General features: G+C 42.6%; 23 protein-coding genes and 1 tRNA gene. 8 read left to right on the top strand and 16 right to left on the bottom strand.

The window, feature by feature from the left end:
* Positions 1–72: 72 nt before the first annotated feature.
* The 4 genes from polA to ACE2AL_RS01520 all read right to left on the bottom strand — a co-directional run bounded on the left by polA (position 73) and on the right by ACE2AL_RS01520 (position 5,206).
* Positions 73–2,865 (bottom strand): DNA polymerase I, encoded by a 2,793-nt coding sequence (gene polA, locus ACE2AL_RS01535; RefSeq protein WP_375083888.1) that lies wholly within the window; start codon positions 2,863–2,865, stop codon positions 73–75.
* 418 nt (positions 2,866–3,283) lie between these two features.
* Entirely contained in the window at positions 3,284–3,904 is a 621-nt protein-coding gene (gene dsbA / locus ACE2AL_RS01530) for a thiol:disulfide interchange protein DsbA (protein WP_206084827.1), read from the bottom strand.
* 33 nt (positions 3,905–3,937) lie between these two features.
* A complete protein-coding gene (locus ACE2AL_RS01525) occupies positions 3,938–4,933 on the bottom strand; it encodes a serine/threonine protein kinase (RefSeq protein ID WP_349415895.1) in 996 nt (331 codons plus the stop codon).
* Positions 4,934–4,936: 3 nt separating this feature from the next.
* A complete protein-coding gene (locus ACE2AL_RS01520) occupies positions 4,937–5,206 on the bottom strand; it encodes a YihD family protein (RefSeq protein ID WP_206084828.1) in 270 nt (89 codons plus the stop codon).
* Between the two features lie 215 nt (positions 5,207–5,421).
* Between ACE2AL_RS01520 and mobA the strand changes: the two genes are divergently transcribed.
* The 4 genes from mobA to ACE2AL_RS01500 all read left to right on the top strand — a co-directional run bounded on the left by mobA (position 5,422) and on the right by ACE2AL_RS01500 (position 7,947).
* Entirely contained in the window at positions 5,422–6,009 is a 588-nt protein-coding gene (gene mobA, locus ACE2AL_RS01515) for a molybdenum cofactor guanylyltransferase MobA (RefSeq protein ID WP_206084829.1), read from the top strand.
* A 2-nt stretch (positions 6,010–6,011) separates the two neighbouring features.
* Positions 6,012–6,530 (top strand): molybdopterin-guanine dinucleotide biosynthesis protein MobB, encoded by a 519-nt coding sequence (gene mobB, locus ACE2AL_RS01510; RefSeq protein WP_272573878.1) that lies wholly within the window; start codon positions 6,012–6,014, stop codon positions 6,528–6,530.
* 69 nt (positions 6,531–6,599) lie between these two features.
* Positions 6,600–7,298, top strand: coding sequence for a helix-turn-helix transcriptional regulator (locus tag ACE2AL_RS01505; protein WP_375083887.1), 699 nt, complete (start codon positions 6,600–6,602; stop codon positions 7,296–7,298).
* Between the two features lie 49 nt (positions 7,299–7,347).
* Positions 7,348–7,947 carry a glutathione S-transferase family protein gene (locus tag ACE2AL_RS01500; RefSeq protein ID WP_375083886.1) on the top strand — a complete coding sequence of 200 codons (600 nt, stop codon included), beginning with the start codon at positions 7,348–7,350 and terminating at the stop codon, positions 7,945–7,947.
* Positions 7,948–8,004: 57 nt separating this feature from the next.
* Here the strand turns inward: ACE2AL_RS01500 and gorA are convergent, their stop codons facing one another.
* Positions 8,005–9,357 (bottom strand): glutathione-disulfide reductase, encoded by a 1,353-nt coding sequence (gene gorA / locus ACE2AL_RS01495; protein WP_272538937.1) that lies wholly within the window; start codon positions 9,355–9,357, stop codon positions 8,005–8,007.
* 138 nt (positions 9,358–9,495) lie between these two features.
* Positions 9,496–10,338, bottom strand: a complete 843-nt coding sequence (locus tag ACE2AL_RS01490; RefSeq protein ID WP_375083885.1) for a 23S rRNA (adenine(2030)-N(6))-methyltransferase RlmJ — start codon at positions 10,336–10,338, stop codon at positions 9,496–9,498.
* 234 nt (positions 10,339–10,572) lie between these two features.
* Here ACE2AL_RS01490 and ACE2AL_RS01485 point away from each other — a divergent pair, with 234 nt between their 5' ends.
* The gene (locus ACE2AL_RS01485; protein WP_272538935.1) at positions 10,573–10,977 is read left to right on the top strand and encodes a DUF1090 domain-containing protein; all 405 of its coding nucleotides are present in this window, start codon (positions 10,573–10,575) and stop codon (positions 10,975–10,977) included.
* Positions 10,978–11,149: 172 nt separating this feature from the next.
* Entirely contained in the window at positions 11,150–12,139 is a 990-nt protein-coding gene (gene yhjD / locus ACE2AL_RS01480) for an inner membrane protein YhjD (protein WP_206084836.1), read from the top strand.
* A gap of 35 nt (positions 12,140–12,174) precedes the next feature.
* On the opposite strand, the gene ACE2AL_RS01475 is transcribed toward yhjD, so the two are convergent.
* Positions 12,175–13,245: a nitronate monooxygenase family protein gene (locus ACE2AL_RS01475; protein WP_206084837.1), complete on the bottom strand. Its 1,071-nt coding sequence runs from the start codon at positions 13,243–13,245 to the stop codon at positions 12,175–12,177.
* 85 nt (positions 13,246–13,330) lie between these two features.
* On the opposite strand from ACE2AL_RS01475, the gene ACE2AL_RS01470 reads away from it, so the two are divergent.
* Positions 13,331–14,212, top strand: a complete 882-nt coding sequence (locus ACE2AL_RS01470) for a LysR family transcriptional regulator (protein WP_206084838.1) — start codon at positions 13,331–13,333, stop codon at positions 14,210–14,212.
* 40 nt (positions 14,213–14,252) lie between these two features.
* Complete coding sequence (locus tag ACE2AL_RS01465) at positions 14,253–15,254, top strand: serine hydrolase domain-containing protein (RefSeq protein ID WP_375083883.1); 1,002 nt, start codon at positions 14,253–14,255, stop codon at positions 15,252–15,254.
* Between the two features lie 226 nt (positions 15,255–15,480).
* Here ACE2AL_RS01465 and ACE2AL_RS01460 read toward each other — a convergent pair whose 3' ends face one another.
* The 9 genes from ACE2AL_RS01460 to ACE2AL_RS01420 all read right to left on the bottom strand — a co-directional run bounded on the left by ACE2AL_RS01460 (position 15,481) and on the right by ACE2AL_RS01420 (position 26,219).
* Entirely contained in the window at positions 15,481–16,965 is a 1,485-nt protein-coding gene (locus tag ACE2AL_RS01460; RefSeq protein ID WP_206084840.1) for a pitrilysin family protein, read from the bottom strand.
* A gap of 169 nt (positions 16,966–17,134) precedes the next feature.
* A complete protein-coding gene (locus ACE2AL_RS01455; RefSeq protein WP_206084841.1) occupies positions 17,135–17,833 on the bottom strand; it encodes a HAMP domain-containing protein in 699 nt (232 codons plus the stop codon).
* A 196-nt stretch (positions 17,834–18,029) separates the two neighbouring features.
* Entirely contained in the window at positions 18,030–19,034 is a 1,005-nt protein-coding gene (gene dppF / locus ACE2AL_RS01450) for a dipeptide ABC transporter ATP-binding subunit DppF (RefSeq protein WP_206084842.1), read from the bottom strand.
* On the bottom strand, positions 19,031–20,011 hold the full coding sequence (dppD, locus tag ACE2AL_RS01445; protein WP_206084843.1) for a dipeptide ABC transporter ATP-binding protein: 981 nt from the start codon (positions 20,009–20,011) through the stop codon (positions 19,031–19,033). Before dppD ends, dppF begins: the two co-directional genes overlap by 4 nt.
* 12 nt (positions 20,012–20,023) lie before the next feature.
* Positions 20,024–20,926 (bottom strand): dipeptide ABC transporter permease DppC, encoded by a 903-nt coding sequence (gene dppC, locus ACE2AL_RS01440; RefSeq protein WP_206084844.1) that lies wholly within the window; start codon positions 20,924–20,926, stop codon positions 20,024–20,026.
* A 10-nt stretch (positions 20,927–20,936) separates the two neighbouring features.
* A complete protein-coding gene (gene dppB, locus ACE2AL_RS01435; protein ID WP_206084845.1) occupies positions 20,937–21,956 on the bottom strand; it encodes a dipeptide ABC transporter permease DppB in 1,020 nt (339 codons plus the stop codon).
* A 168-nt stretch (positions 21,957–22,124) separates the two neighbouring features.
* Complete coding sequence (gene dppA / locus ACE2AL_RS01430; protein ID WP_272538933.1) at positions 22,125–23,732, bottom strand: dipeptide ABC transporter periplasmic-binding protein DppA; 1,608 nt, start codon at positions 23,730–23,732, stop codon at positions 22,125–22,127.
* Positions 23,733–24,335: 603 nt separating this feature from the next.
* Positions 24,336–25,901: a ShlB/FhaC/HecB family hemolysin secretion/activation protein gene (locus ACE2AL_RS01425; RefSeq protein WP_375083882.1), complete on the bottom strand. Its 1,566-nt coding sequence runs from the start codon at positions 25,899–25,901 to the stop codon at positions 24,336–24,338.
* Between the two features lie 241 nt (positions 25,902–26,142).
* A tRNA-Pro gene (locus ACE2AL_RS01420) sits at positions 26,143–26,219 on the bottom strand.
* Positions 26,220–26,413: the final 194 nt, after the last annotated feature.

Raw genomic sequence — 26,413 nt, 5'->3', positions numbered from 1 at the left:
CGAAACGTATTCATAAAAAAAGCGCCTAATAAAATTTCATTAGGCGCTTCTCAACTTTAAGCTCATCAAAAACTAGTGGGCTTCATCCCAGTTATTCCCGATACCAACTTCCACTTTGAGCGGTACATCAAGCTTCAAGCTTTGCTCCATCAGGGCTTGTACCTGAGCTTGAACACGCTCTAACTCAGACTCTTTGACCTCAAAAACCAATTCATCGTGTACTTGCATTAACATATCTGCTTGTGGTTTTTCCGTTTGTAGCCAGTTATCGACAGCAATCATCGCTTTTTTGATGATGTCAGCTGCAGTGCCTTGCATTGGGGCATTGATCGCTTCACGCTCTGCGGCCTTACGACGCATACCGTTGCTGGATTTTATATCTGCTAAATATAATCGACGCCCTTCTAAGGTTTCAACATAACCCTGTTCAGATGCCTGTAAACGCGTATTTTCCATATAACGTAGAACACCTGGATAACGTTCAAAATATAAATCCATATAACGCTGAGCTTCACCCCGCGGGATGCCTAACTGACGCGCTAAACCAAAAGCACTCATACCATAAATCAAGCCAAAGTTAATTGCTTTTGCACTGCGACGTTGATCGCTAGTCACTTCATCAAGAGGAATACCAAACACCTCTGCTGCCGTTGCTTTATGAATATCTTTCCCTTCTGCGAACGCGGTAAGTAAGCCTTTATCCTGAGATAAATGCGCCATAATACGTAATTCGATTTGTGAATAGTCAGCCGCCATGACTTTATAACCATCACGCGCCACAAACGCTTGGCGAATTCGCCGCCCTTCTTCTGTTCTTACAGGAATATTTTGTAAGTTAGGATCTCGTGAAGATAAACGCCCTGTTGCCGTAACCGCTTGATGATAAGAAGTATGAACGCGGCCAGTACGCGGGTTAATCATGAGTGGCAGCTTATCTGTGTAGGTCGACTTCAGTTTGGCTAAGCTTCTGTGCTCCAAAAGCAATTTAGGCAACGCATGGTTAAGCGCTAGCTCTTCCAATACCTCTTCATTCGTTGATGCTGCACCACTTGGCGTTTTCTTAATCACGGGTAATTGCAGTTTTTCAAATAAAATAGTCTGCAACTGTTTTGGTGATGCAAGATTAAACTCTTCGCCCGCCAGTTCAAACGCTTCTTTTTCCAATTCAGCTAAACGCGCCGTGATCACTTTGGATTGTGCTGCCAGTGTCGCTGCATTAATTAATACCCCTTTGCGCTCCATGCGAACTAACACAGGCACCAGCGGCATTTCGATATTTTCAAAAATGTGCTTCAGTTTTGGCTTCGCTTCTACCTGCGGATAAAGTGCTTGATGCAGCAACAAGGTGACATCAGCGTCTTCAGCTGCATAATTCGCGGCTTCTTCTAGCGCAATCTGATTAAACGTCAGCTGCTTTTTACCTTTACCTGCAATCTCTTCAAAACTGACCGTTTTATGGTTAAGGTGGCGTTCTGCAAGGCTGTCCATATCATGACGTCCCATACCTGCCACACTATTTAATACATAGGATTCCAGCATGGTATCATAGCCAATACCTTTTAATTCAATGCCATAGTTTTCTAAAACTTCCGCGTCATATTTCAGGTTTTGACCAATTTTGAGAATTTTTTCGCTCTCAAGAATCGGTTTCATCGCTTGAAGGACTTCATCAAGCGGTAACTGAGCGGGTGCATCAAGGTAATCGTGGCCTAAAGGCAAATAGGCCGCATGACCCGCTTCAATCGCAAATGACATGCCGACCAAACGCGCTTCTTGCGTGTCTAAGCTGTCAGTTTCGGTATCAAAAGCAAATACAGACGCCGCACTCAGCTTTTCAACCCAGCTATCTAAATCGGCTTTTTCTAAAATAGTTTGGTAATTTTCAGCGCTGAGTGTTGGTGTTGCAGGGGCCGCGGCTTTTACTGGTGCCGTCGCAGGCGTTGGAGCCGCTTTATTACTGACACCTTTGCCATCCATCCAAGAGCCGTTTTCAACATCCGCTAACCAACGTTTAAATTCATAGCGGCTAAATAATTGATGAAGCTTATCTGCATCAATTTCAGTCACTTGTAATTCTTCACATTTTTTATCTAGCTCTACATCGGTTTTGATCGTCGCCAGTTGGTAAGATAAAAACGCAAGTTCACGGTTCTCCGCCATTTTAGGGGCTAAGGTTTTTGAACCTCTAAAACCTAATGGCGCGATAGCATCAAGGTCGTTGTAAATGGCGTCTAAGCTACCAATACCTTGTAACAGTGCTAATGCCGTTTTTTCGCCAACACCCGGTACACCCGGAATGTTATCTGACGAGTCACCCATCAATGCGAGGAAATCAATAATAAGCTCAGGAGGAACACCATACTTATCTTTGACTTCATCAGGGCCTAAGATGGTGTTGTTCATGGTATTGATCAGTGTGATATTTGGCTCAACCAATTGCGCCATATCTTTATCACCCGTACTAATCAAAACAGGTATACCTTTACGGCTCGCCTCACGGGCTAACGTCCCGATAACATCATCAGCCTCTACGCCTGAAACAACCAGCAACGGTAACCCCATCGCCTCAACCATTTCATGTAATGGCGCTATTTGTGCCCGCAAGTCATCAGGCATCGGTGGGCGGTGTGATTTATAACTTTCGAATAATTCATCACGAAACGTTTTTCCCTTCGCATCGAAGACAACCGCGACATGGCTAGGCTTATATTGCAGCATTAAACTGCGCAACATATTGAGCACACCATACATGGCACCTGTAGGCTCACCTGCGCTGTTTGTAAGCGGAGGGAATGCATGATAAGCACGGTATAGGTAGGAAGAACCATCAACCAAAATAAGGGGGTTTTCTGCAATCTGAGCCATAGTCTGTCATCATCTTGTTAATCGGGAATGAAGAGCCATAGGATGCCATAATGTGGCTTAGGATACATCCCAAGTTTTACATTACGCCAACCCTCTGCCGAAATTCTGTTGAAATCGCGACCAATTTCAAACAAATGATCGCTAATTCAAGCCAACGAAGTGATTATTCACCCCATGGCTAATCACACTACGTAATGGAATATCCTGTGGATAACCGTGTGTATATATTTATGTTATTGATTGAATTCAATAAGAAAGAGGTTGTTTGTATATAAAAACAAGAAATAAAAATCAATGGGTTAGCTAATACATGTTTTGATTTAACACAAGATGAAGGGAGTCGTCGAATTGTGGATATTGATTCAGCAGTGAGGGGAAATAGCTTGATGGTGGCATGATTTGCCACCATCAAGAAGGCTTACTTTTTATTCACTAAGAAATTCACCACATTGGAGAACTCTTTGCCATAGTCTTCCGCTTTATCAGCTGAAATACCGTTGTTGCGGACTTGATATTTACCATCAACAAATAATGCTGGCACACCACGCAGTTTTAAATCTTGGGCAGCATTTTGCTGTTTTGCCACCACAGATTTGACCACGAAGCTATTCAGTGCTGCATCATACTCATCACCAGAGATACCTGCTTTGATGAAAGCATTACGGATATCAGCTTTGCTGTTGATAGTTTGTGTTTTTTGGATGCCTTCAAACAGAATTGGCGTCACTTTATCTTCTGCTTTCAATACAATAGCAACTGCCCACGCTTGCGTTAAATCAGCGCCTAAAGGCCCTAAGAAATCAACGTGATAACGTTCCATTTTTACGCCTTCCGGTAAATTTGCTTCTACCGTTTGTGGCACTTTATACACACTTTCAAACTGGTAACAGTGTGGGCAGTAAAAAGAGAAAAACTCTAAAACTTGTGGCAGGTTTTGCACAGGTTTAACATCGGTATACTCTTTACCTTCCGTGTAATTTGCCGCTGCAGCACCAAAAGACATGGCAATACCAAGCAAAGCCAACATAATTTTTTTCATAGACTACATTCTCCAAAAACAAAGACTTAAATGTTAAAACTGCGGGGTTAATTGCAAAGGAGCATCCTGCAACCGTTCAATTTGCTGCGCAAACTCAATAGATTGCTTTTGCCAAAAATCATCAGCCTGTAGCCACGAAAACGCCCGAGGAAATGCAGGGTCTTGCCAACGGCGAATAATCCACCCGAGATAGTGAACCATACGCATCGCCCTAAGCGGCTCAATCAGCTTCAGCTGTTTTACATCAAAATCAGAAAACTCATTATAAGTTTCTAATAACGTATCTAATTGAATGAGTTGCTCTTGGCGTGAGCCATTGAGCAGCATCCATAAATCTTGAATCGCAGGGCCATTGCGCGCATCATCGAAATCCACCATCCAAGCCTCATCACGCCACAAGATATTGCCTGGATGGCAATCCCCTTGCAGCCTTAGGGTAGATAAGCTTGTTGGCCATTGCAGTTTGACCTGCGCAATCAGCTTATCCAACGATGTTACAAATGGCTCTTTATCGCGTTCTTTTAACAATGAACTTGAAACAATAATATCGCGCGGTTTATCAAGGTATTCATCCACGCCTATTGTCGGACGAAATGCAAAGTTTTTACGCTGACCAATTTGATGAATGCGCCCTAATAAATGCCCTACGCTTTCGAGCTGAAATAAGTTGTCTGTTTCATATTGCCGCCCACCGATACTCGGAAAAACAGCAAACATAAAGCCACCAAACTCCAGCACCGTTTGCCCAGCAAACTCAAGAGGGGCTGCAACAGGAAGTCCTTCATCATGTAATTCTAGCGTAAAATCATGTTCTTCTTGAATTTGCGACCGATTCCAACGTTCAGGCCGATAAAACTTCACCACATAACGTTGACGATTTTCATCTTGAAACTGAAAAACGCGGTTTTCATAGCTGTTTAATTCAGTCAGCCCTGATTCTAGGTAAATCCCCGCTTCCATTAGCGCGTCTAAAATCAAGTCAGGTGAAATCCCACTAAAATGGAAATTCGAAGGTTCTATCTCATTCATGATTTAGTCTTTTATGATCCCACGAGCACGCAAAATGGCCGTTTTAAAGTCATCTTCATAGTCTTTTTTTAGCCCAGGGATCACATCGTTACTGTCAGTGCCACGCATTTTCAGATGATAAATCAATACATCATCCGTTAATTCAGATAAGCTGCCTTTAAAGCCCGCTTCATCAGCAAGTTTCTGCAATAATTCAACAAGGTTTAAATCTGAGTTATCTTTCCAAACAGGGTGCAGAAGCTCAATAACTTCATTTAAGCGATGGCATTTCATGTTTATTCCTTTATCACGAATATTCGATACAAGTTATCAATAATCATACAAGAGAAAAAGCGAACTGTTGTCAATCTACGTAAAGTTTAGCGCCAATACGTACGAATATTCATTGATTTTATAGCAAAATAGAATAAATTTTAGCAATTACTATACGCGAAAGTGTTTGCAGGTAAGTTGAAACATTTTCTTGAAGATATTCAAGGATATTGAATATGTCATTTCGACAATCAATTACAGGGGTCATACTGGCAGGTGGCCGAGGAACACGTATGGGCGGGCAAGATAAAGGCTTAGTGCCTTTGTTAGGCAAGCCTTTGTACCAATATATCCTCGCACGCTTATCCCCCCAAGTTCACCAAGTGATGATTAATGCCAATCGCAATCAAGATGAATATCGTCAAAGCCAATTGACGGTTATTACGGATTTAAATGCGGATTTTTCAGGCCCTTTAGCAGGTATGCAAGCAGCTCTTCGTTGCGCCAAAACCGATTGGCTGCTATTTGTCCCTTGCGATGTTCCTTCTTTCCCATTGAATTTAGCGGAAAAAATGTTCATGGAAAAAGATCAGCATTTGGCCTGTTACGCTCAAGATACCGAGCGCGAACACCCCACTTTCGCCCTGTTACACCGCAGTCTCCAATCCCAACTCGATGATTATCTCGCCAGAGGTGATCGCAAATTGATGCTGTTTATGCAGAAAATCAATGCAAAAGGCATCACGTTCTCATCAGAATCTGGTTCATTCGCTAACTTGAATACGCCAGAAGATAGCCGTAACTGGGAGTTACAACAAAAATAGCCATGAAACAAAATACGCTACCTCTACTCGGAATTACCGCCTACAGCGGCACAGGTAAAACAACATTATTAAAAAAAGTCATTCCACTGCTTAGGCAACGTAACGTCCGTGTCGGTTTAATCAAGCACACCCATCATGATATGGAGGTGGATAAACCTGGTAAAGACAGCTTTGAATTACGCAAAGCAGGTGCTGACCAAACCCTTGTCGCCAGCGAAAAGCGCTGGGCGCTTATGACAGAAACCCCAGAATCCAAAGAAATGGATCTGTATTATTTAGCAAGCCGTTTTGATCCTGCGTCTTTAGACTTGATTCTCGTCGAAGGATTTAAACATGAGACGATCGATAAAATCGCTTTATTTCGATCTGAGGTTGGAAAACCACTGAATGGCCTGATCGATAACTATGTAGTCGCTGTCGCCAGTAATGAAATCATTGATACTCAAGTGCCACAGCTTGACATCAATAACCCAGAACAAGTGGCTGATTACATTGTGTCTTGGTGGCAAAAAAGCCGATAACTGCGCACATTGCGCCTATTAGTTGCATAAATAGGCGCAATACGTATTAAATGAAAATAAACAAGACTTATGACTCGTACTCAACGCTTGCTGACCTTATTACAAATCTTAAAAGAAAACCGTTATCCAATTACGGCAGAAGCCCTTGCCTCCCAGTTGGAAGTAAGTATTCGCTCAGTCTACCGCGATATAGAATCTCTCCGAAATCAAGGGGCTGAAATTACAGGGGAAGCAGGTATCGGTTACCAACTCAAAACAGGGTTGTTATTACCGCCATTAACCTTTGATGAAAATGAATTAGAAGCATTGATTTTAGGGTTGCGTTGGGTAAAAAGTAATGCAGATACTGAACTTAAAAATTCAGCCATACGTGCAATCAGTAAAATCAATGCGGTGGTCGCGGGGAATGCCCAAAAGATCCTCAATCAAAATACCTTATTTGCCCCTACAACCCATTATTATGACATCAATGATAAAATTGCTAAGGACTTACGCTTAAGTTTACGAAAAGAGTGCAAAGCCCGAATGACTTACCTTGATGGCCAAAACCAATCAACCGAACGCGTTATTTGGCCAATTGCCATTGGTTATATGAAAGAGTCCCAAGTCTTAGCAGCATGGTGTGAATTACGAGAAAGCTACCGTCACTTTCGCTTGGATCGTATTCAGTCGTATTTTGCACTTTCCGATAAACTACCGTATCCAAAGGAATATTTATTAGCACGATGGCAAAAAGACGTGTTGTGTGTCTCTCCTGACAATTTCTGACACTCCCCTCCCTTATAGTAAGTACTCAACTTCATATAAGGGAATAACCATGAGCGAACTCGTCCTTTTTACTAACTCAATGTCACGCGGCAATACCGTCGATTTATTATTAAAAATCCTAGATGTTCCTTACAAACGCATTGAGCTAGGCTATGGCGCAGACATGCACACCGCTGAATACCTCGCGATTAACCCGATGGCTAAAGTGCCTGCATTAGTTGATGGAGATGCTATCGTCACTGAAACTGCAGCGATTTGTAGTTATTTAGCAGATAAATTCATTGAAAAAGGCTTAGCACCTGCACTGGATGACCCAAAACGCGCTGCTTATTATCGTTGGTTTTTCTTTACCGCAGGGCCAATTGAATCAGCCTTTACGGTCAGTGACTTAGGTATTCAATTAAACGAAGAGCAGCAAAAATCGTCTGGCTTTGGCTCTGTTGAACGCACAATGGCCTGCTTAGAGGTGGGTTTAAACAGTGCTAACCCATTTATTTGTGGCGAACAATTTACCGCTGTCGATGTATATGTCGGGGCATTTGTGATGTTTTTAGTTAAATATACTCCCGTAGAGATAACGCCCGCTATGCAAAAATACCTTGATAGTTTAGCGACCATCCCTGCGATTGCTGAGCGTCTGGCAAAATAATATCAAAAAAGGCTAAGTTCATCTGAACTTAGCCTTTGATTTTAGACGAACAAATGCTTAACGCATCGTCACAAACTCTTCCGCTGCGGTTGGATGGATAGCCACGGTATTATCGAAATCTTTCTTGGTTGCGCCCATCTTTAATGCGACCGCAAAACCTTGAAGAATTTCATCCATACCGAAACCAATACCATGAATTCCGACAATCTTTTCATCTTCACCAACACAAACTAACTTCATGCGGCAAGGTTGGCGATGGGAAGTCACTGCGGTATACATCGCCGTAAACGATGATTTATAGCTTTTCACATTGTCTGCACCATATTTTTCAACGGCTTCTGGCTCGGTTAAACCGACAGTACCAATTGGCGGATGCGAGAATACAACAGTCGGGATATTACTGTAATCTAAGTGCTCATCTGGCTTGTTATTAAACAAGCGCTCAGATAAACGACGCCCTGCGGCTACCGCCACTGGTGTTAATTCCACTGCACCCGTGTTATCACCAACCGCATAAACACCTGCAACGTTAGTGTTTTGGTATTTATCGACCTTGATGTAGCCTTTTTCATTTAACGCGACACCTGTTGCTTCAATATTCAGGTTATCTGTCATTGGCTCACGACCAATAGCCCAAATTAATGCATCGACAGTCTGTTGATGGCCGTTTTCCAATTTCAACGTCAATGAACCATCGGCATTTTTCACCACTTCTTTTGGAATTGATTCAGTGTGCAGTTTTGGCCCTTCGGTGTTCATCACTTCCACCAGCGTTTCGACAATCAGTGGGTCAAATGAACGCAATGGCGCATGTTTACGGACAAATAAATGCGCTTCAGCCCCTAAACCATTTAATACACCCGCCAGTTCAACGGCAATATAACCCGCGCCAACAACCGCCACGCGTTTTGGTAAATCCGCCAGTTCGAAGAAACCATCGGAAGTCATGCCGTACTCTGCACCTGGGATCGCAGGGATCACAGGACGACCACCTGTTGCAATCAAAATATGATCGGCAGTATAGGTTTCACCATCCACTTCAACAGTATGCGCATCCACAAAACGCGCAAAACCGCTGATCACATCCACTTTATTATTCCCTAATACACGGTCATAGGATTGGTGAATACGATCAATATAAGCAGTACGACTCTCAATTAAGGTTTTCCAATCAAAACGGTTGATGGTAGTGTCGAAACCATAATCAGGACCATAGTTGCGAATGGCTTCTGAAATCTGCGCCGCATGCCACATCACTTTTTTCGGCACACAGCCGACGTTAACGCATGTTCCGCCTAATGCTTTCGCCTCAATTAAGGCACATTTTTGTCCATACATCGCCGCACGGTTCATCGATGCAATACCACCGCTTCCGCCACCAATTGCAATATAGTCGTAATGTTTGCTCATAATTTGGTTATTCCCATTTATTGAATGACTTATTAATTCATTTTCTCGCAGGTCGCTATTCATTGTCATGAGATAAATAGCGATTTACGATAGACCACACCTGTTATTTCAATTGGTATGGCCTATTAATTAGGTGAATTACTCAGGCACAATCCACTCAACTAAGGTATGCCCTGTTCCTTCTGGAACCAGTGTTTTGTGCAACCATGGCAGCACGTTTTTCATTTGCTGCTCGAGTTTCCAAGGTGGATTAATAACAATCATTCCTGATGCCGTCATACCGCGCTGGTCGCTATCAGGACGCACAGCTAACTCAATTTGTAGAATTTTACGAATGCCTGTCGCTTCTAATTGGTTGACCATGCGCTTAATTTGCTGGCGCAATACCACTGGGTACCAAATTGCATAAGTGCCTGTTGCGAAGCGTTTATACCCTTCCGCAACCGCTTTCACGACCGCTTCATAATCTGATTTCATCTCATAGGGCGGATCCATCAAAGCAAAACCACGGCGGCTGTGCGGAGGTAATTTTGATTTCAACTGTTGATAGCCATCTTCCCGTGAAACTTGCGCACGCCTATCTTTCAAAAACTCACCACGTAATAAAGGATAGTCGCTGGTGTGTAATTCAGTTAATACCAGTTTATCGTGTTCGCGTAATAAAAATTTGGCTAATAACGGCGAACCCGGATAATAACGTAAACGCCCACCATCGTTAAGCCGACGCACGATATTCATATACGGCAGTAATTCTTCAGGTAAATCCGGCTGCGCCCAAATACGTGCAATTCCCTCGAGGTATTCACCGGTTTTTTCTGCATGTTCACCCGTTAATTGATAACGACCCGCTCCTGAGTGCGTATCTAAATATAAAAACGGTTTTTCTTTCTCTTTCAAAGATTCGATGATCAAGCTCTGTACTGTGTGTTTTAACACATCAGCATGGTTGCCTGCGTGAAAGCTATGACGATAACTTAACATGTAACGTTTATTTCCTGAGGAAATTCAACACTAACCACCATTGTGGTTACTATTAAATAAATGCGTAAAAGAGCGCCTTTTTGAATAAAAAATAGGCCGTATTGATTCTTGTGCGCCATTATAGCGAAATTTGGTCATAATTGTCACAGTCATAAAATCAGTAAAATCCGCATGACCTAAATGCGATAAAACGCTATCCTAAACACAAATTTTGACACATTTAAGGGAAAAAAAATGAAAAAGTTACTCATCATCACCGCAATTTCTGCTGTTTTTTTTACTAGCACTTCAGCAATGGCGGCTAAAGGCCAAAATGGCTGTGAAATTAAAAAACAAAATATCGAAGAACAAATTAAATATGCCAAACAACATGGTAACCAATATCGTGTTAATGGTTTAGAACAGGCGTTAAACAATGTAAACCGTTATTGCACACCTGAATCTTTATACCGTGATAGTCAAAAAGATGTCGCAGAAAAAACCGAAAAAGTCCAAGAGCGCGAAGCGGAGTTACAAGAAGAAAAAATAAAGGGCAATGACCGCAGTAAAATCGAAAAACGTGAGCGCAAATTAGCTGAAGCACAAGAAGAATTAAAACAAGCACAAGCCGAATTACAAACCTACAAAGACGCACTTTAGTCTTTCTCATTTCATTATTAACCGCACTTCAATGCCTGTTTTCATTGAAAAATCGGCATTGGAGTAAAGTTATCCATAAATTTACGCTATAGTAATGGCAGGTTATCGTTAATAAACAGCAAATTGCTCGAAATACTGCACTAATTTAGCAGTAAAAATAAGAGGGACATCAATGTCAGATAGGCAGGAAGACGAACAAAAAGAAACCAATAAACTGAAAGCGACACTGACAAAAAGCCTCGATGGCAGTAAAAAAGCGCTCACTTTTTCTATGCGTGTGGTGAATTTTGTTACCGCAATCCCTTTTATTGCACATTTAATTCGTACCGCACAGCGTTTTACTGACCGCATGGGCAACCAGTTTGGCGCCGCAATCACCTACTTTTCTTTTCTCTCGTTAATTCCTGTATTGATGTTCTCCTTTGCTGCCGCAGGTTTTGTGTTAGCCAGTAATCCTGAACTCCTTGAAAAACTGGTTCGCAGCATCTCTGCCAATATTACTGACCCTACTCTCGCCAATACATTAGAAAGAACAATTGATACCGCAATTCGCCAGCGGACAACAGTTGGTTTAACAGGTTTGGCACTAGCCGTGTATTCAGGCGTTAACTGGGTGAATAACTTACGGTTAGCGATTTTGGCGCAATCAAGGCCTGTTTGGGAACGAAATGAAGATGAACAAGAAAATATCGTTTTCCGCTACATTCGTGATTTTTTTGCTTTAATTGGCCTATTAATTGCGCTGATTGTCACCATTACCCTGACATCCGTTGCAGGTTCAGCTCAAGCCACCATCGTCAGCACACTGGGCTTAGATGGTATTGAGTGGCTAAAACCAGCGTGGACGTTAATCGGTTTAGGAATATCCATCACAGCAAACTTCCTGTTGTTTTTATGGATATTTTGGATCCTACCACGCATGCAACACCGCCGCCGTTCCTTGTTCAAAGGCACACTATTAGCCGCGATTGGCTTTGAAATTATTAAATCAGTAATGACGTGGATTTTACCAAATTTGGCGTCATCACCTTCAGGTGCCGCATTTGGTTCTGTGCTGGGTCTAATGGCGTTCTTCTACTTCTTTGCTCGCTTAACCTTATTTTGTGCCGCATGGATTGCGACGGACGAACCCAAAGGCTCACAACAAGAAGCCACACTCTAATCATTTAATCAGGGGGAACTATCCCCCTGATTTGCCTAATCAAACGACGTTTGTAACTCTTTAGCCAGTATCTCGACTAATTCAGCGGCGGGCAATTCACGTACCTTCGCCACATTTTGGCCTGCCCAGTGAGCCGCAAATTCGTCACTCCCTGCTTTTGTCGCGGCAGCATTCAGCTGCTTACCCACATCATAGGCGATTGGGTAATCTGGCAATTTACTCGGTTCATATTTTTTTCCTGCTTCCATAAACGAATTTATAATTCCACGAGCTGGACGTCCAGAAATCGCCGATGTTAACGCGGTATTATCTGTTGTTTGCTGTTTTAATTTTGCACGATAGCCCGCATTCGTCGCAGACTCAGGACATAACAAAAATGCGGTGCCAAGCTGTGCGGCTGCCGCACCATTGCCTAATGCGGCTTTGATATCTTGGCCATTCATAATCCCACCCGTAGCGATAATTGGCAGATGGGTATGCTGTGACAATAATTTCACCAGCGCTTGCGTAGTAAGTTCATCATCAGGCGCTTTTACATCAAACATCCCACGATGACCACCTGCTTCAATCCCCTGTGCAACTATCGCATCAATACCTACTTTTTCAATCGCCTGAGCTTCTTGCAGATTGGTTGCCGCAGCCATGGTATAAATCCCCTGGGCTTTTAACTGACTAACAACCTCGGCTGATGGCACATTGAAGTGAAAACTGACTACTGGTGGCTTCATTTCAAGGAACAAAGCCAACATGTCGGGATTGTCGAGAAATGAGAGGTAAATTTCACCCAATTGTTCAGGCGGCTGCGCATTAAATTGCGAGAATTGTGGTGATAAATAATCAACCCATTCTTGTTCATTTGCTTGGCTGCGTTTGGGCGTTAGATGGCAAAATACATTCACATTAAACGCTTTGTCTGTTAGGGCTTTCGTTTGTGTAATCAATTGCCGAGCTTGTTCAACAGAACTGGCACCTAACGCTAATGACCCCAAACCACCTGCTTCTGAAACCGCAGCAGCCAATGCAGGTGTTGAAACAACCGCCATCGGTGCTTGAATGATGGGATAGCGTAAACCTAAGCGCTGTAGAAATGCATTTGAGTTATTCATTATCTTTCCTTTATCTCAATGTCAGGGTACACTTTATGTTCTTATTTAAAGAATAAACATAGCATAATATTCACATAAAAAGAAAATGAACTCTGAATCTCTAAAAATATTTTGCACTGTTGCCGTCGAGCTCAGCATTACGCGTGCGGCGACTCGGTTAGGCCGCGTGCCATCAAATATCACCACCCGAATCCAACAATTGGAAGCGGATTTGGGCGAGTCACTTTTTATCCGTCAAAATAAACGCCTTGAGCTTTCCGAAGCAGGTAGGCAATTTCTTGATTATGCGCAGCGCCTGCTCGCATTAGAAGAAGAAGCTCGCCATGTGATAAGCGGTGGCCAAGATGGTGGACAATTACGAATTGGGAGTATGGAAAGTACAGCGGCTTGTCGGTTACCTTTACCACTAGCGCAATTTCACCAACAAAACCCAACCACGCGATTATTATTACGCACGGGGTCTTCTCTATCGCTCCTTGAGCAAGTGCATACAGGAAAACTGGATTGTGCTTTTGTTGCCCTACCTTCTTCACTCTATGAGCCTAGTCAGTTTTCACAAATGGGTATTAAAACAGAGGCTATTTGGCAGGAAGAATTGCAATTGTTACTCCCTGAACACGACCACAGTGCTCGCCATAATGCTGATATTAAGACTCGTTCACTCGCCGCATTTACCCAAGGATGCAGTTATCGCAATATTGCCGAGCAGTGGTTGGGGATCCCCGCTAATTTAGACTGGAATATTCAGGAGATGAATTCTTACCACGCCATGATTGCTTGCGTCACTGCGGGAAGCTGTGTCGCACTATTGCCCAAACACCTTATCGAGTCGATGCCAATTTCGCCATTGCGATTAGGCCGTATTCCAATCACCACCTGTAACACTCTGTTGATTTATCGTGAGAATTACCACGTACCCGCATTTAGCGCATTTAAAGCGTGCATCACGTCTTCGCGTAATGGGTAATATGGGAAATTCCCAATTGACGGCCTGATAAGGACTTTTGATGACAAACGTAATCCCACAACTGGAAAACTTATCCTGCAGGGTAGCTCTCTACTACCATAACCAACTTAAAAAAAGCGTTGGTACATTTTGTGCCAGAGGTGCATCACTGGATAACGCCCCGCTTACCGTCGATACCCCATTACGCATAGCGAGTAATACGAAAACCTTTACCGCTGCGGCAATTTTACGTTTAGCTGAAATGGGAAAAATCAATATTGATGATGCTATTTCCAAGCTGATTGACCCACAATATGATTCATTACTGAGTACTCAATACAACACCCAACAAATCACCGTTCGCCATTTACTCAACCACAGTAGCGGGTTACTCGACCACGCTGATGCAGATTACCTTAAAGAGGTTATAAAGCGCCCAGATTACCAATGGAGCCGCCTTGAACAAGTTGAGATGTATGTACGTAAGCAGTTCCCCTTTATCGCCCCCTCAGAGTCTTTTATTTATTCAGATACTGGATACATTCTACTCGGCGATATTATCGAGCGAATAACAGGACAATCCCTTGGTCAAGCTGTTCGAGAATTACTCAAGTTTGATAAAATCGGCCTAGAAAGTGCTTACTGGGAATATTTAGAACAACCACCACAAAGTGCATCGCCAAGGGCAAAACAATACCTTGGTAAGTTTGAAGGGACGCATATTCATGCCTCTATGGATGTCTATGGCGGCGGCGGGTTGATTATGTCAGCCAAACAAATGGCCCAATTTTTAGAAGCCTTATTTGAAGGGCAAGTTTTTGCTTCACACGAAACGCTAAAAACTATGTTAAGTGTCGGTTCCCATAAAGATGCCGAAAGCTATCGCTTGGGTATTATGGCGAGTGAAGTTAACGGTATAACCCTTTATTCGCATTTAGGTTTTTGGGGGTCTGTGGCCTACTATTCACCAGCAACAAAAACCAGTGCTGCGGGCTTTGTGGATGACAAAGAATCAAGAGACACACTGATTAGCGTGATTGAAACATTATTAACTGAACAATAATTATTGGGAAGAAAGATAGCCTGTGTATTTGCGCAGGCTATATTTCAGACTGCTGACAAACCGATTAGGCTTGACTGCAGGTTGGATTGGTTTTGAAAATAAACGAGAAAAATCAATTCATTGATTTTTGGCTGATAACACAAAGCAGGAAAACCACGCTTTTATCCTGCTTTGTCAACAACCTCAAAGATAGCCTGTGTATTTACGCAGGCTATCTTTTTATCGATTATTGGGCAGCTGGAGTTGCTGGCGCAACTGGAGTTGGCTCTGGAGTTGTAGGAATTTTCGGCCAAAGGACTTTATTGAATTTCTGGCGAATTTGTTCTGCATCCATGGTTTGCTTATCTTTAGGCTGTGCTAAAACAAAAGCAGCCTCTTGGGACAGCAAACGTCTCGCTTCCATATTCACTTGCTCAAGGCTTTGTGCAGCTAAAAAAGCCTGCCTTAAGCGTTGATATTGCTCTGGTGCGATATCCACAACACCATTTTGCTGGGAAATCAAACGCTGGCTAATCAGAACATCCGTACTGGTGCGTGCATACGCAGCAAACAACTGAGACAACTGCACCTGTTTTTCTTTGATCATCTCATCGAACAACTCAGGTGAAATCCCGTTTTGATTAATTGCTGCCAGTTCACTCGCTACAAGGTCTGTTACTGCAGCCATTTTTTCTGGCGCTGCTGTAACGGTAAGCGTACAAGTCGCTTTTTGATATTGAACTCGGCAATCTAAACCAGGGACAACTTCATCTTGATTGAATTTTTGGTTAAATGATTTTTGTAACGTACGGTAAACTGCTTCACGCGCTAAATCACTCGCCCAATAACGCAATAAAATGTTTGAATCATTAATTGGTAACCAATCAATATCCCAAATTAAAGACAGGGTATCTTGTGCTGGTTGATCCTGCAGGATATCAATAGACTGCGGCTTAACGGTGGATAATACCGCCACAGAAACAGGTTCTGAACGTCTTCCTTGCAGCCCAGAGAAAGTTTGTGAGATTGTATCGGACAACATCCGTGAATCCACATGCCCCGCCACATAGAGTGTCATCACATCTGGCGTGTACCATTTTTGGTAAAAATCATTCACACCTGCGAGATCAACATTCCCACTAGGTTTCTGGCCTGGGTCATATCCCATCATGGCTGAACCCTTCAAACGCGCACGCCAAACGGGATCATTCGCATTTAATGGTAGCGTTGCGACAGGCACATTTTGAGCTTCTAGCCCATTGTGCAATGCTGCTTCTGTGTATGTTGCACCTGCTACTGATGTTGACAGCCAACTCAGCGCCTGTTTAATTAAATCAGGACGGTTGTTCGGTAAACTTAAGCTGTAAATCGTGTAGTCATAAGAAACCACGGCAGGAGGAATTGGCATATCTGGATCGGTCGCCTGTCGCCAAAACTCTTGTAAAGTCGCCGTCGGAAATGCTTCTGTTTGGTGAAGTAGCGCCATTTTAGGGATTAAATAGCTATAACCTTTTTCACTCGCTTTTTCTGATAATGAACCTGCTTTAATGGCTAACCTGAGCTGAATACGGTCATTCGGGCGCTGTGGTGTTTGTAATAATTGCCAGCTAAAGCCATTTTCTAGCTTTCCTTGCTGCCATGCTGGATCGGGTTGTAACGGTTCAGCCTGCGCAAATTGCGCAACTGACAGTAATACAACACTGATAATATACCGAACTTTCAAGCCCTGCATGTAAACCCCTATGTGTTTTATATCTTTATATTTAACCGCAAATTACAACGAACAAGTTAACGAAAAACGCGAACTTACTGGGTTAAACGATATCGTATGGCTTTATCCAATCTTTCATTGCCACCACTCTAACGATATTAGACCATAAAGCTGAAAGCATGTTCATGGCTTAGTCTGAATTTTGTTGTTTTCTTTGACGATTATAACCTTTTGCCAATAAACCAAGCTCATCATCGTGATGATAGCTAGATACGGTGACTTGATTTACCGATTCATTAGTTTGCAATTCAATCGCTATTTTACGTAATGGCCTAACAATCATACGACTAACACACCAGGTCATCGCAATTGCGATAATCAATACCAACAACAAATAAGTGGTCGTCATTAAAGCAAGCGTATTTAGTGCAAATCGATAAACTCGGTTCGAATCTACCTGTAAGGTCAAATAGCCTTGAGGCTTGGCTTGTAGCACAACATTGCCATAAGCATATAATGGCACTGTCATTTCCACAGGAATGCCCACAATATACTCTACCCATTCAGGTATCGGCTTTGGCGTCGCAAAACTTAAATTCATGACGGTAGCATCATCAACAGTAACTATCGCTTTTCCCATAATGCCAGAGGTTTTTAAGCTCACAAGCAACTTTTTCGCTTCGTTAAGATCTGAGCTTAGCAGAGAATCTGTTAATGGTTTTTGAATTTGCACAACAGCATTACTGAGCTGACCCAAGTAATCCTGCTTGCGCTGCTCTAGTAAGTAACTGAATTGAATAGCTAAAAAAAGCGCAAGTGAGAGTAATGTAATCGCAAAAAATGCAACCATACTTTTTAATGTTAGTGAGCGTTGGACTTGCGTATTCATTTGGCCACAACCTTCCTAATCAAGTCGCTTTTTAAAGAAGAACGAAAAACATCTGTCAGTATACTTGATTTTATCTGCAAAAGAGTAATTTAAAAAGAAAGATTGGATATTTAAGATAAGATACAGCTCGAAGAGAATTATGCACTAACTCCACAAATAAAATGGCAGAAAGAGGGACTTTCTGCCATTCAAAAATTTAACTTACAACAATCGTGTGTTTTTCGTCTTCATCGACAGCAAAACATGCGACAAGCTGCTGGTCATATTCTTTCAGTGTCGGTTGAAATTGTGTACATTGGCTAAATGCACGGCGGCAACGTGCAGCAAAAGCACAGCCAGGAGGTGGGTTCAACGGACTTGGCAATTCTCCCGTTAATTTAATGCGTTCACGACGTGAATCTGGGTTCAGCCTTGGGGTTGCCGAAAGTAATGCTTGTGTATAAGGGTGCAGAGGATTGTTAAAAATCTGCTCTTTCGTCCCTTTTTCCACACAACGCCCCAAATACATCACCATCACCTCATCGGCAATGTGTTCCACCACGGATAAATCATGGGAAATAAACACATAAGACAAGCCTAAATCCTGTTGAAGATCCATCATTAAATTTAACACTTGAGCACGTACAGACACATCTAGCGCAGAGACAGGCTCATCAGCCACCACAATATCAGGGTCAAGCATCAAACCGCGTGCAATTGCAATCCGTTGACGCTGACCACCTGAAAACATATGCGGATAACGGCTATAATGCTCTGTTTTCAAACCGACTTTAGCCATCATCGATAATACTTTTTCTTTCCGCTCTTCTTTCGAAAGCGATGTATTAATCACTAATGGCTCTTCCAATATTTGTCCCACTTTTTTACGTGGATTCAAAGACCCATACGGGTTTTGAAAGACGATTTGAATTTTTTGACGACGTAATTTTTCAGCTGATTTATCTTTAACTAACAGGTTTTGATCTTGGTAATACAACTCGCCATCTGAAGGTTGCTCAATCATCGTCAGCAAGCGGCCTAATGTGGATTTACCACAACCCGACTCACCTACAACGGCTAATGTTTTGCCCCTTTCGAGCTCAAATGAAACGCCATCCAGTGCTTTTAGCGTTTTTTCTGCACCAAACACACCTTTTTTAACGGAATAATACTTTTTCAAGTCCACGGCTTTTAGCAGTGGTGCTGCATGTTTGTCACTCATAGTGTTGGCCTCCCCATATCATCAAGCGGCATATGGCATTTAACTTGGCGATCACCAACGGTTTGTAACATTGGCTCTTCTTGGCGGCATTTCTCTGTGGCATACGGGCAACGCGGATTGAGCAAGCAACCCGTTGGCCTGTCATATTTACCAGGAACTACGCCTGGGAGTGAAGCTAAACGTGATTTATTCGTCGCAAATTCAGGGAGCGCACGTAATAGCGCCTGTGTATAAGGGTGACGAGGATGTTTAAAGATATCACTCGCTTTTGCTGACTCGACAACTTGCCCTGCATACATCACGATAATGTGGTGAGCGGCTTCAGCAACCAATGCAAGGTCGTGAGTAATCAGTACCAGAGCCATATTTTCTTGCTGTTGTAACTCCAACAATAATTCAATAATCTGTGCTTGAATCGTCACATCCAGTGCGGTTGTTGGCTCATCTGCAATCAATAACTTAGGACGACAGGCAATCGCCATCGCAATCATCACTCGTTGGCTCATCCCACCCGATAACTGGTGCGGATACACATCCAAGCGTGATTCAGGATCAGGGATCCCCACCATATCAAGTAGATCAATCGCTCGTTGCTTACGAGTACCTTTATTACCACCTTGATGAACTTTTAATGCTTCCATGATTTGATAACCCACTGTAAAGCACGGGTTCAAGCTGGTCATCGGATCTTGGAAAATCATCGCAACATCGGCACCGACAATTTGTCGGCGCTCTTTCTCAGGGATAGACAATAAATCACGGCCATCAAACTTTAATGAGTCCGCCATCACTTTTCCAGGATAGTCAATTAACCCCATAATGGCTAAAGAGCTAACCGATTTTCCTGAACCTGACTCGCCAACAATCCCGACGACTTGGCCTTTTTCAACGCTATAGCTGATCCGATCAACGGCGCGAAACGGAGCTTTGTCGTCGCCGAAATGTACCGAAAGTTGTTCTACATTTAACAGTGCCATTAAATTACCTCATCACTGCTTGAGTTTTGGATCAAATGCATCACGCAAACCATCGCCCATCAGGTTAAACGCTAATACAGTTAATAAAATTGCTAATCCTGGGAACGTCACGACCCACCATGCGCTCTGTGCAAACTGCAACACATCAGACAGCATTGTTCCCCACTCTGGCGTTGGAGGTTGAGCCCCCATACCAAGGAAACCCAAAGCAGCCATATCTAAAATAGCATTCGAAAACCCTAACGATGCCTGAACAATCAAGGGCGCGAGGCAGTTAGGTAAAATATTGACAAACATCTGACGAATAGCCCCTGCACCAGCAACACGTGAAGCGGTCACATAATCACGGTTTACTTCGACCAAAACGGCTGCACGCGTCAAACGGATATAGTGAGGCAATGCCACGAATGTCAATGCAATAGAAGCATTCACAATAGAAGGGCCAAAAATAGCCACTAGCACTAAGGCCAATAATAGGCTTGGCAACGCCAACATGATATCGACAACACGCATAATCAGCGCATCAACGACACCACCAAAGTAACCCGCAATCACACCAATTGTTACCCCCATGATCAGTGAAAGCACGACCACAAGGCAACCAACTAGCAGTGATAAACGGGCGCCATACATCAAGCGAGATAATAAATCGCGCCCAACGTCATCGGTGCCTAAAATAAATTGCCACGTTCCGCCCTCTTGCCAAACTGGTGGGGCAAGTAAAAAGTCACGGAATTGTTCATCTGGAGCATGAGGGGCGAGTACTCCTGCAAAAATCGCGATTAGCACCATCAGGATGATGTAAAACATCCCAACAACTGCCCCTTTGTTGCGTTTAAAATAGTGCCAAAATTCTTGTAACGGTGTCATCGGCTGTGGGGCGCTGACAACGGTTGGCTCAGTAGATTGAGACATTTAGCGCTCCTTATTTCTTATGACGAATTCTTGGGTTTACAATGCCGTACAGCACGTCGACCACTAAGTTAACGAAGATAATCAATGTGGCAACAAGCAACACACCACCTTGAACAACAGGGTAATCACGGCGTTGTAGCCCTTCGATTAACCAACGGCCTAGCCCTGGCCATGAGAAAATGGTTTCGGTCAAAATAGCCCCCGCTAGCATAACCCCAACCTGTAAGCCAATCACGGTGACCACTGGCAACAAAGCATTACGTAAAGCATGAATAAGGATAACCCTTGCACGGCCTAAGCCTTTCGCTCGTGCGGTACGGATGTAGTCTTCACCCAATACTTCCAACATGGAAGAACGTGTCATTCGCACAATAACGGCTAATGGGATCGTCCCCAATACAATGGATGGCAAGATAAGGTGTTCTAACGCATCAACAAAATCACCGCTTTCCCCCCAAATTAGGGTATCAATAAGCATAAAACCCGTGAGTGGTTGTGAATCATCAAGGAAAACTGTGTCACTTACCCGCCCTGCAACAGGCGTCAAGTCAAGCTGTACCGACACTAACATGATGAGCATGATCCCCCACCAGAAAATCGGCATTGAATAACCTGTTAAGGAAAGTCCAATCGCGGTGTGGTCAAAAATCGACCCGCGTTTAACTGCGGCTAATACCCCAACAGGGATGCCAACAGAAATCGCGAAAATCATGGCACAGGTGGCTAATTCGACAGTTGCTAAAAAGCGTGGAACAAATTCTTCCCATACGCCAATGCGACTTTTTAGGGAAATCCCTAAATCGCCATGAAATATGCCATTGATATAATGCAGGTATTGTTTCCAAAGTGGCTGATCGAGCCCTAATTCAGCCATTAGATAGGCGTGTCTTTCGGGGGATAACCCTCTTTCGCCCGCCATGATCATGACTGGATCCCCAGGGATCATATGGACAAAAGCAAATGTGAGTAATGTAATACCGATAAACGTGGGGATCACAAGCCCCAATCGTCGGAGGATAAATTGCAGCATATCCTGAATCTCTTTAATAATGCCGTTGACGGCTCTTAGTCCGTTTGGCTACTCAGAAAATCACTTTTCTGGGTGCTCACAAACAACTGAACTTCTCTGCTTCTTTTAAAGAAGAAAACGCCCTTCGTTCCAAACCAGCAACGAAGGGCATAGACAGATTAGATACGATTACTTCTCGATGTCGACGTTTTCGAAGTGGTGCTTACCTAGTGGATCAACCACATAGCCTTTCACTTCTTTACGCACTGGTTCAAACACAGTTGAGTGAGCAATGATCAGCGCTGGCGCTTGGTCATGCATGACGACTTGTGCTTGTTTGTACAGTTCAACACGTTTGTTATGATCTGCCGTCATACGAGCAGGCTGGATCAGGTTTTCAAAGCTTTCGTTACACCATTTGGAGTAGTTAGAGCCTTGTTTTTTCGCAGCACAGCTAAATAATGTGGCAAAGAAGTTGTCTGGATCCCCATTGTCACCCGTCCAACCCATCATGACCGTTTGTGGCTCACCGTCTTTAGCACGCTTGAGGTATTCACCCCACTCATAGCTAACAACTTTTGATTTCACGCCAACTTTCGCCCAGTCTGCTTGGATCATTTCGGCCATGCGGCGTGCATTTGGGTTATATGGGCGCTGAACTGGCATCGCCCACAAATCAATTTCAAACCCATTCGGGAAACCTGCTTCTGCTAACAGTGCTTTGGCTTTTTCTGGATTATATTCATAATCCTTCACGGCATCGTTATAGCTCCACATGGTTGGTGGGATCAGGTTTTTCGCTTTTTGGCCTGCACCTTGGTAAACCGCTTCGATGATCGCATCTTTATTCACTGCCATTGACAATGCTTGACGAACCTTTTGATTATCCAGTGGTTTTTTCTCTACGTTATAAGAGAGGTACCCCACGTTCAGACCTGGTTGCTCTAACAAGGTAATATCTTTGTCTTGTTTCATGCGCTCTAAGTCAGCTGGATTTGGATATGGCATAACTTGGCATTCATTTTTTTGCAGTTTCGCATAACGTACTGAAGCATCAGGCGTGATTGAAAACACTAAGCGATCAAGTTTTGGTTTTGTTCCCCAATATTGGTCATTCGCTTTATATAAAATGCGGGAGTCTTTTTGATACTGTTGTAAAACAAAAGGGCCCGTTCCGATAGGGTTTAAGTCAACTTTTTCAGGGGTTCCTGCTTTCAACATTTGGTCAGCATATTCCGCAGACAAAATGGAAGCGAAGTCCATTGCCATATCCGCTAAGAATGGTGCTTCAGGGCGAGTTAGTGTAATTTTTACTGTGTTATCATCGACTTTTTCAACTTTATCGATAATTTTATCCATATCCATTCCCATGAAATACTCATAGCTACCGCCAGAAACTTTATGATATGGGTGGTTTGCATCTTTTTGACGCATGAATGTATAGATAACATCATCCGCATTGAGGTCACGAGTTGGTTTGAATTCTTTGTTTGAGTGCCATTTCACGCCTTTGCGTAGGTGGAAGGTATACACTTTTCCATCATCACTCACTTCCCAGCTCTCTGCTAAGCCTGGCTCAATCTCTGTAGTACCTAATTTAAACTCAACTAAACGATTATACAGCGGAATTGAACTTGCATCGTATGTTGTACCAGACGTAAATAACTGAGGGTTAAAGCCTTCTGGCGAACCTTCTGAACAGTACACTAATGTTTTAGCTTGTACTGATGCCGACACTGCTAATGCTGCTAGTGTTAATCCTACTGAAAGTAGACCTGTTTTTTTAATAGAGCGCATCTGTATGCTCCTGTGGTGTTCATGTTGTTTTTGCTCGATGACTAACCCCGCCATTAAAATGACAGAAGTAGTATCTGTATTTTTTGTTATTCATTGAGCAATTAATCAACTGTCACTCACTTCGTCAATAGCTGCATTGACTCACCACACACAAAACTCGTAACATATTAGAAACAATTAGCATGCTAATTTAGGCTAAAATAGCAATAACGAAGCCAATAAGCAGGTATTATAACCATATTATTAGTAATGATTAGTGTTTTGTGTTGGGGTTATTTATTTTTATATTTGTGATTAAGTGCTGAATTACTGAACGAATATAGCGCTTTACCCAATAGCTGCTGAAATAAAACACTGAAGGAAATGAGGATTGAAATTATTTTAGCATGTTATTATTTAGTTTATTTTTTATCCATATTAAAAACATTCGCCTGTTCATGCTAAACATAATTTTAACCAATTGATAACTTAAAGAATAAAATAATTTTTATGCGTTCCTTTTAATCATTCAAGCTGTATACATAAAATTCTATGATATTGTTGATAAAAGCTACAATTGGCTAAGGCGCTCCCCTCCCTCTCATGCTGTTGTTAAATTATTGGCTAATAACGCATACTCGCTTGGATACCTGAATGGAGGCTATTAGCAACAACCTGATTAACTTGCCAAATAGGCGCTTCAAGGAAAACATGATAATTGATTGCCCCTATTGAACCCCTCACTCCAGCCTTGCAGCCTAATAAGGCATTTTTTCGCCAAAATGTTGTTCTATCATTTGCCGTTACCCCCATTCCAATAGAACTATACAACTGAGTTTGTTCCCTCGGTATATCCCAACTCACTTCATTGTGTAGCTTTAAGCTATTGTCCCCCAACTCAATACCATCTGTATTTGGAAAACCCTGCACGCCGTTTCTTCCAAAAAAAGCCTCTCGCTCTAATAATCCATCGAGTTTAGAGCGGCTCAATTGGATATCTAAACTATTCTGATAATAAATAGGTGTGCTTCCCCAAGCTGATGAAAATGATAGCTGGTAAATTTGAGGCCGTTCTAACCCTGTAATTTGTGTCGCATTGGCGCCAAACAAACGGTTCCCTTGTTTGTATTTCAGAGATACCGTCGCTTGGCCTCGTGAAAAAATGTGCTGGTAAATCAGTTCACCAGACAAATAGCTCGCTAGCCGCCTTTGCGTTACCAGGCGTTGCCCTGCTAAAAAGGTATCAATAGTTTGAATTTGCGAACTAACATTAAATAAAGTAACGCTATTTTCAGTGCGATTAAAAATATATTGTGCGGTCAGTAATAATGCCCGATTACGTTGCTGCATCTTCAATGCGATATCATTAATTGGTATCTTTGTTTGGCTATTTTGGTAATGACTATAAAGAGAAAACAACCAATAACGGTATGGTAGCGAATAACCAAGCGCGATAGCTTGTAGCTTATTTCCATTCGAAGAACCTAAAGAATGATTTGCATTTAAATACAGCGAATCATTTATCCGTAACGGATTAGCAAAAATAACATCATGAGAGATGACGGCTTTAGGCTGGCTATCAAAAGGACGATATTCAATAGACAATGTTCCTCTTTGAGCACGTTGATTCCCACCAACAACAATAATCTCAGTTGCCTGAGAATTCATCTCATCAGGCGCTAAATTAATATGGTAAGGAACTAAAGCTGCATTTTGTAGATTATACAAACCCTGTTCAATATGTCGTAAATTTAGAACATCGCCCGTTTCAAAAGGAAAAATATTGGCTCCCCCCTGATAATGAATATTCGAAATAGCCCCTGTAATAACCTCGGCCTGTAAAATGTCCAAAAACAAGGGTTGTTCAGGGTAAGACAGATAAGACGTTAAATAACCTGCTTTAATCAGCTCTGTATTTATATAATCCGCATAGGTAAGTAACTCAGACGGAGTCATACATCGACCTTCAATCATCCCACGCCAGATTTTTATCTGCTTAGGTTTAATCTTGGGTAACCGCTCCATACCCATTAAATTAAGAACGTTAATAATGATACAAGATAGGGGCGTAAGCTGGCTCACATCCGCATTTTGCCTATTTGGCGCTGCAAAACCTTTTGGTATCACCGCTATTAGGGCAACAAAGTAAAGGATAAGAAAAATAGAGGGGTTAACATGTTTGGTTTTCATTAACGAGTCCTTGTCATGAAAAATACCTTTATCAGCGCCATAAACAACTTGAGCTAATAAATAAGCTTTATTGTAGCCAGTACGTAATTCATGAGGAAAACTCAAACCGTAGGTGTGTATAACACCAAATACAGCAATAGGTTGCAATCAAAGTTAATCTGAAAAAATAATAATCGAAAGGTTTAAAATTGCGAGGAGCTAAAACGAGAAAACCCACCTCTATGAGGTGGGTTTTGGAATTTGGTCGGCGAGAGAGGATTCGAACCTCCGACCCACTGGTCCCAAACCAGTTGCGCTACCAAGCTGCGCTACTCGCCGAAAACGGTGTGAATAATACTGCCAAGAATGGGGGGCGTCAACCCATTTTTATCGAATCTCGTTCATTTGCTGATAAAACCACCAAAAAGGTAAGGTTTCTTTGTTCTTTTACCAAACTCACTACAAAAATAAGCGCTAAATACAATTTAGCGCTTATTTATCAAACAGATTAACTTTTATAAAAAGACACTCAG

The sequence above is a fragment of the Providencia xihuensis genome (assembly GCF_041953405.1).
GTDB lineage: Bacteria > Pseudomonadota > Gammaproteobacteria > Enterobacterales > Enterobacteriaceae > Providencia > Providencia vermicola.
The sequence above is the reverse complement of the archived record's forward strand: the minus strand, read 5'-3'. Positions and strand labels throughout refer to the sequence as shown.

Coding starts and splice junctions, on each gene's coding strand:
- ACE2AL_RS01470 (WP_206084838.1), top strand. CDS start 13,331: ATGAACTCTGAATCTCTAAAAATATTTTGCACTGTTGCCGTCGAGCTC.
- ACE2AL_RS01475 (WP_206084837.1), bottom strand. CDS start 13,245: ATGAATAACTCAAATGCATTTCTACAGCGCTTAGGTTTACGCTATCCC.
- mobB (WP_272573878.1), top strand. CDS start 6,012: ATGAAACAAAATACGCTACCTCTACTCGGAATTACCGCCTACAGCGGC.
- dppA (WP_272538933.1), bottom strand. CDS start 23,732: ATGCGCTCTATTAAAAAAACAGGTCTACTTTCAGTAGGATTAACACTA.
- ACE2AL_RS01520 (WP_206084828.1), bottom strand. CDS start 5,206: ATGAAATGCCATCGCTTAAATGAAGTTATTGAGCTTCTGCACCCTGTT.
- ACE2AL_RS01460 (WP_206084840.1), bottom strand. CDS start 16,965: ATGCAGGGCTTGAAAGTTCGGTATATTATCAGTGTTGTATTACTGTCA.
- dppB (WP_206084845.1), bottom strand. CDS start 21,956: ATGCTGCAATTTATCCTCCGACGATTGGGGCTTGTGATCCCCACGTTT.
- polA (WP_375083888.1), bottom strand. CDS start 2,865: ATGGCTCAGATTGCAGAAAACCCCCTTATTTTGGTTGATGGTTCTTCC.
- yhjD (WP_206084836.1), top strand. CDS start 11,150: ATGTCAGATAGGCAGGAAGACGAACAAAAAGAAACCAATAAACTGAAA.
- dppD (WP_206084843.1), bottom strand. CDS start 20,011: ATGGCACTGTTAAATGTAGAACAACTTTCGGTACATTTCGGCGACGAC.
- ACE2AL_RS01500 (WP_375083886.1), top strand. CDS start 7,348: ATGAGCGAACTCGTCCTTTTTACTAACTCAATGTCACGCGGCAATACC.
- ACE2AL_RS01485 (WP_272538935.1), top strand. CDS start 10,573: ATGAAAAAGTTACTCATCATCACCGCAATTTCTGCTGTTTTTTTTACT.
- ACE2AL_RS01525 (WP_349415895.1), bottom strand. CDS start 4,933: ATGAATGAGATAGAACCTTCGAATTTCCATTTTAGTGGGATTTCACCT.
- mobA (WP_206084829.1), top strand. CDS start 5,422: ATGTCATTTCGACAATCAATTACAGGGGTCATACTGGCAGGTGGCCGA.
- dppC (WP_206084844.1), bottom strand. CDS start 20,926: ATGTCTCAATCTACTGAGCCAACCGTTGTCAGCGCCCCACAGCCGATG.
- dsbA (WP_206084827.1), bottom strand. CDS start 3,904: ATGAAAAAAATTATGTTGGCTTTGCTTGGTATTGCCATGTCTTTTGGT.
- ACE2AL_RS01425 (WP_375083882.1), bottom strand. CDS start 25,901: ATGAAAACCAAACATGTTAACCCCTCTATTTTTCTTATCCTTTACTTT.
- ACE2AL_RS01490 (WP_375083885.1), bottom strand. CDS start 10,338: ATGTTAAGTTATCGTCATAGCTTTCACGCAGGCAACCATGCTGATGTG.
- gorA (WP_272538937.1), bottom strand. CDS start 9,357: ATGAGCAAACATTACGACTATATTGCAATTGGTGGCGGAAGCGGTGGT.
- ACE2AL_RS01455 (WP_206084841.1), bottom strand. CDS start 17,833: ATGAATACGCAAGTCCAACGCTCACTAACATTAAAAAGTATGGTTGCA.
- dppF (WP_206084842.1), bottom strand. CDS start 19,034: ATGAGTGACAAACATGCAGCACCACTGCTAAAAGCCGTGGACTTGAAA.
- ACE2AL_RS01465 (WP_375083883.1), top strand. CDS start 14,253: ATGACAAACGTAATCCCACAACTGGAAAACTTATCCTGCAGGGTAGCT.
- ACE2AL_RS01505 (WP_375083887.1), top strand. CDS start 6,600: ATGACTCGTACTCAACGCTTGCTGACCTTATTACAAATCTTAAAAGAA.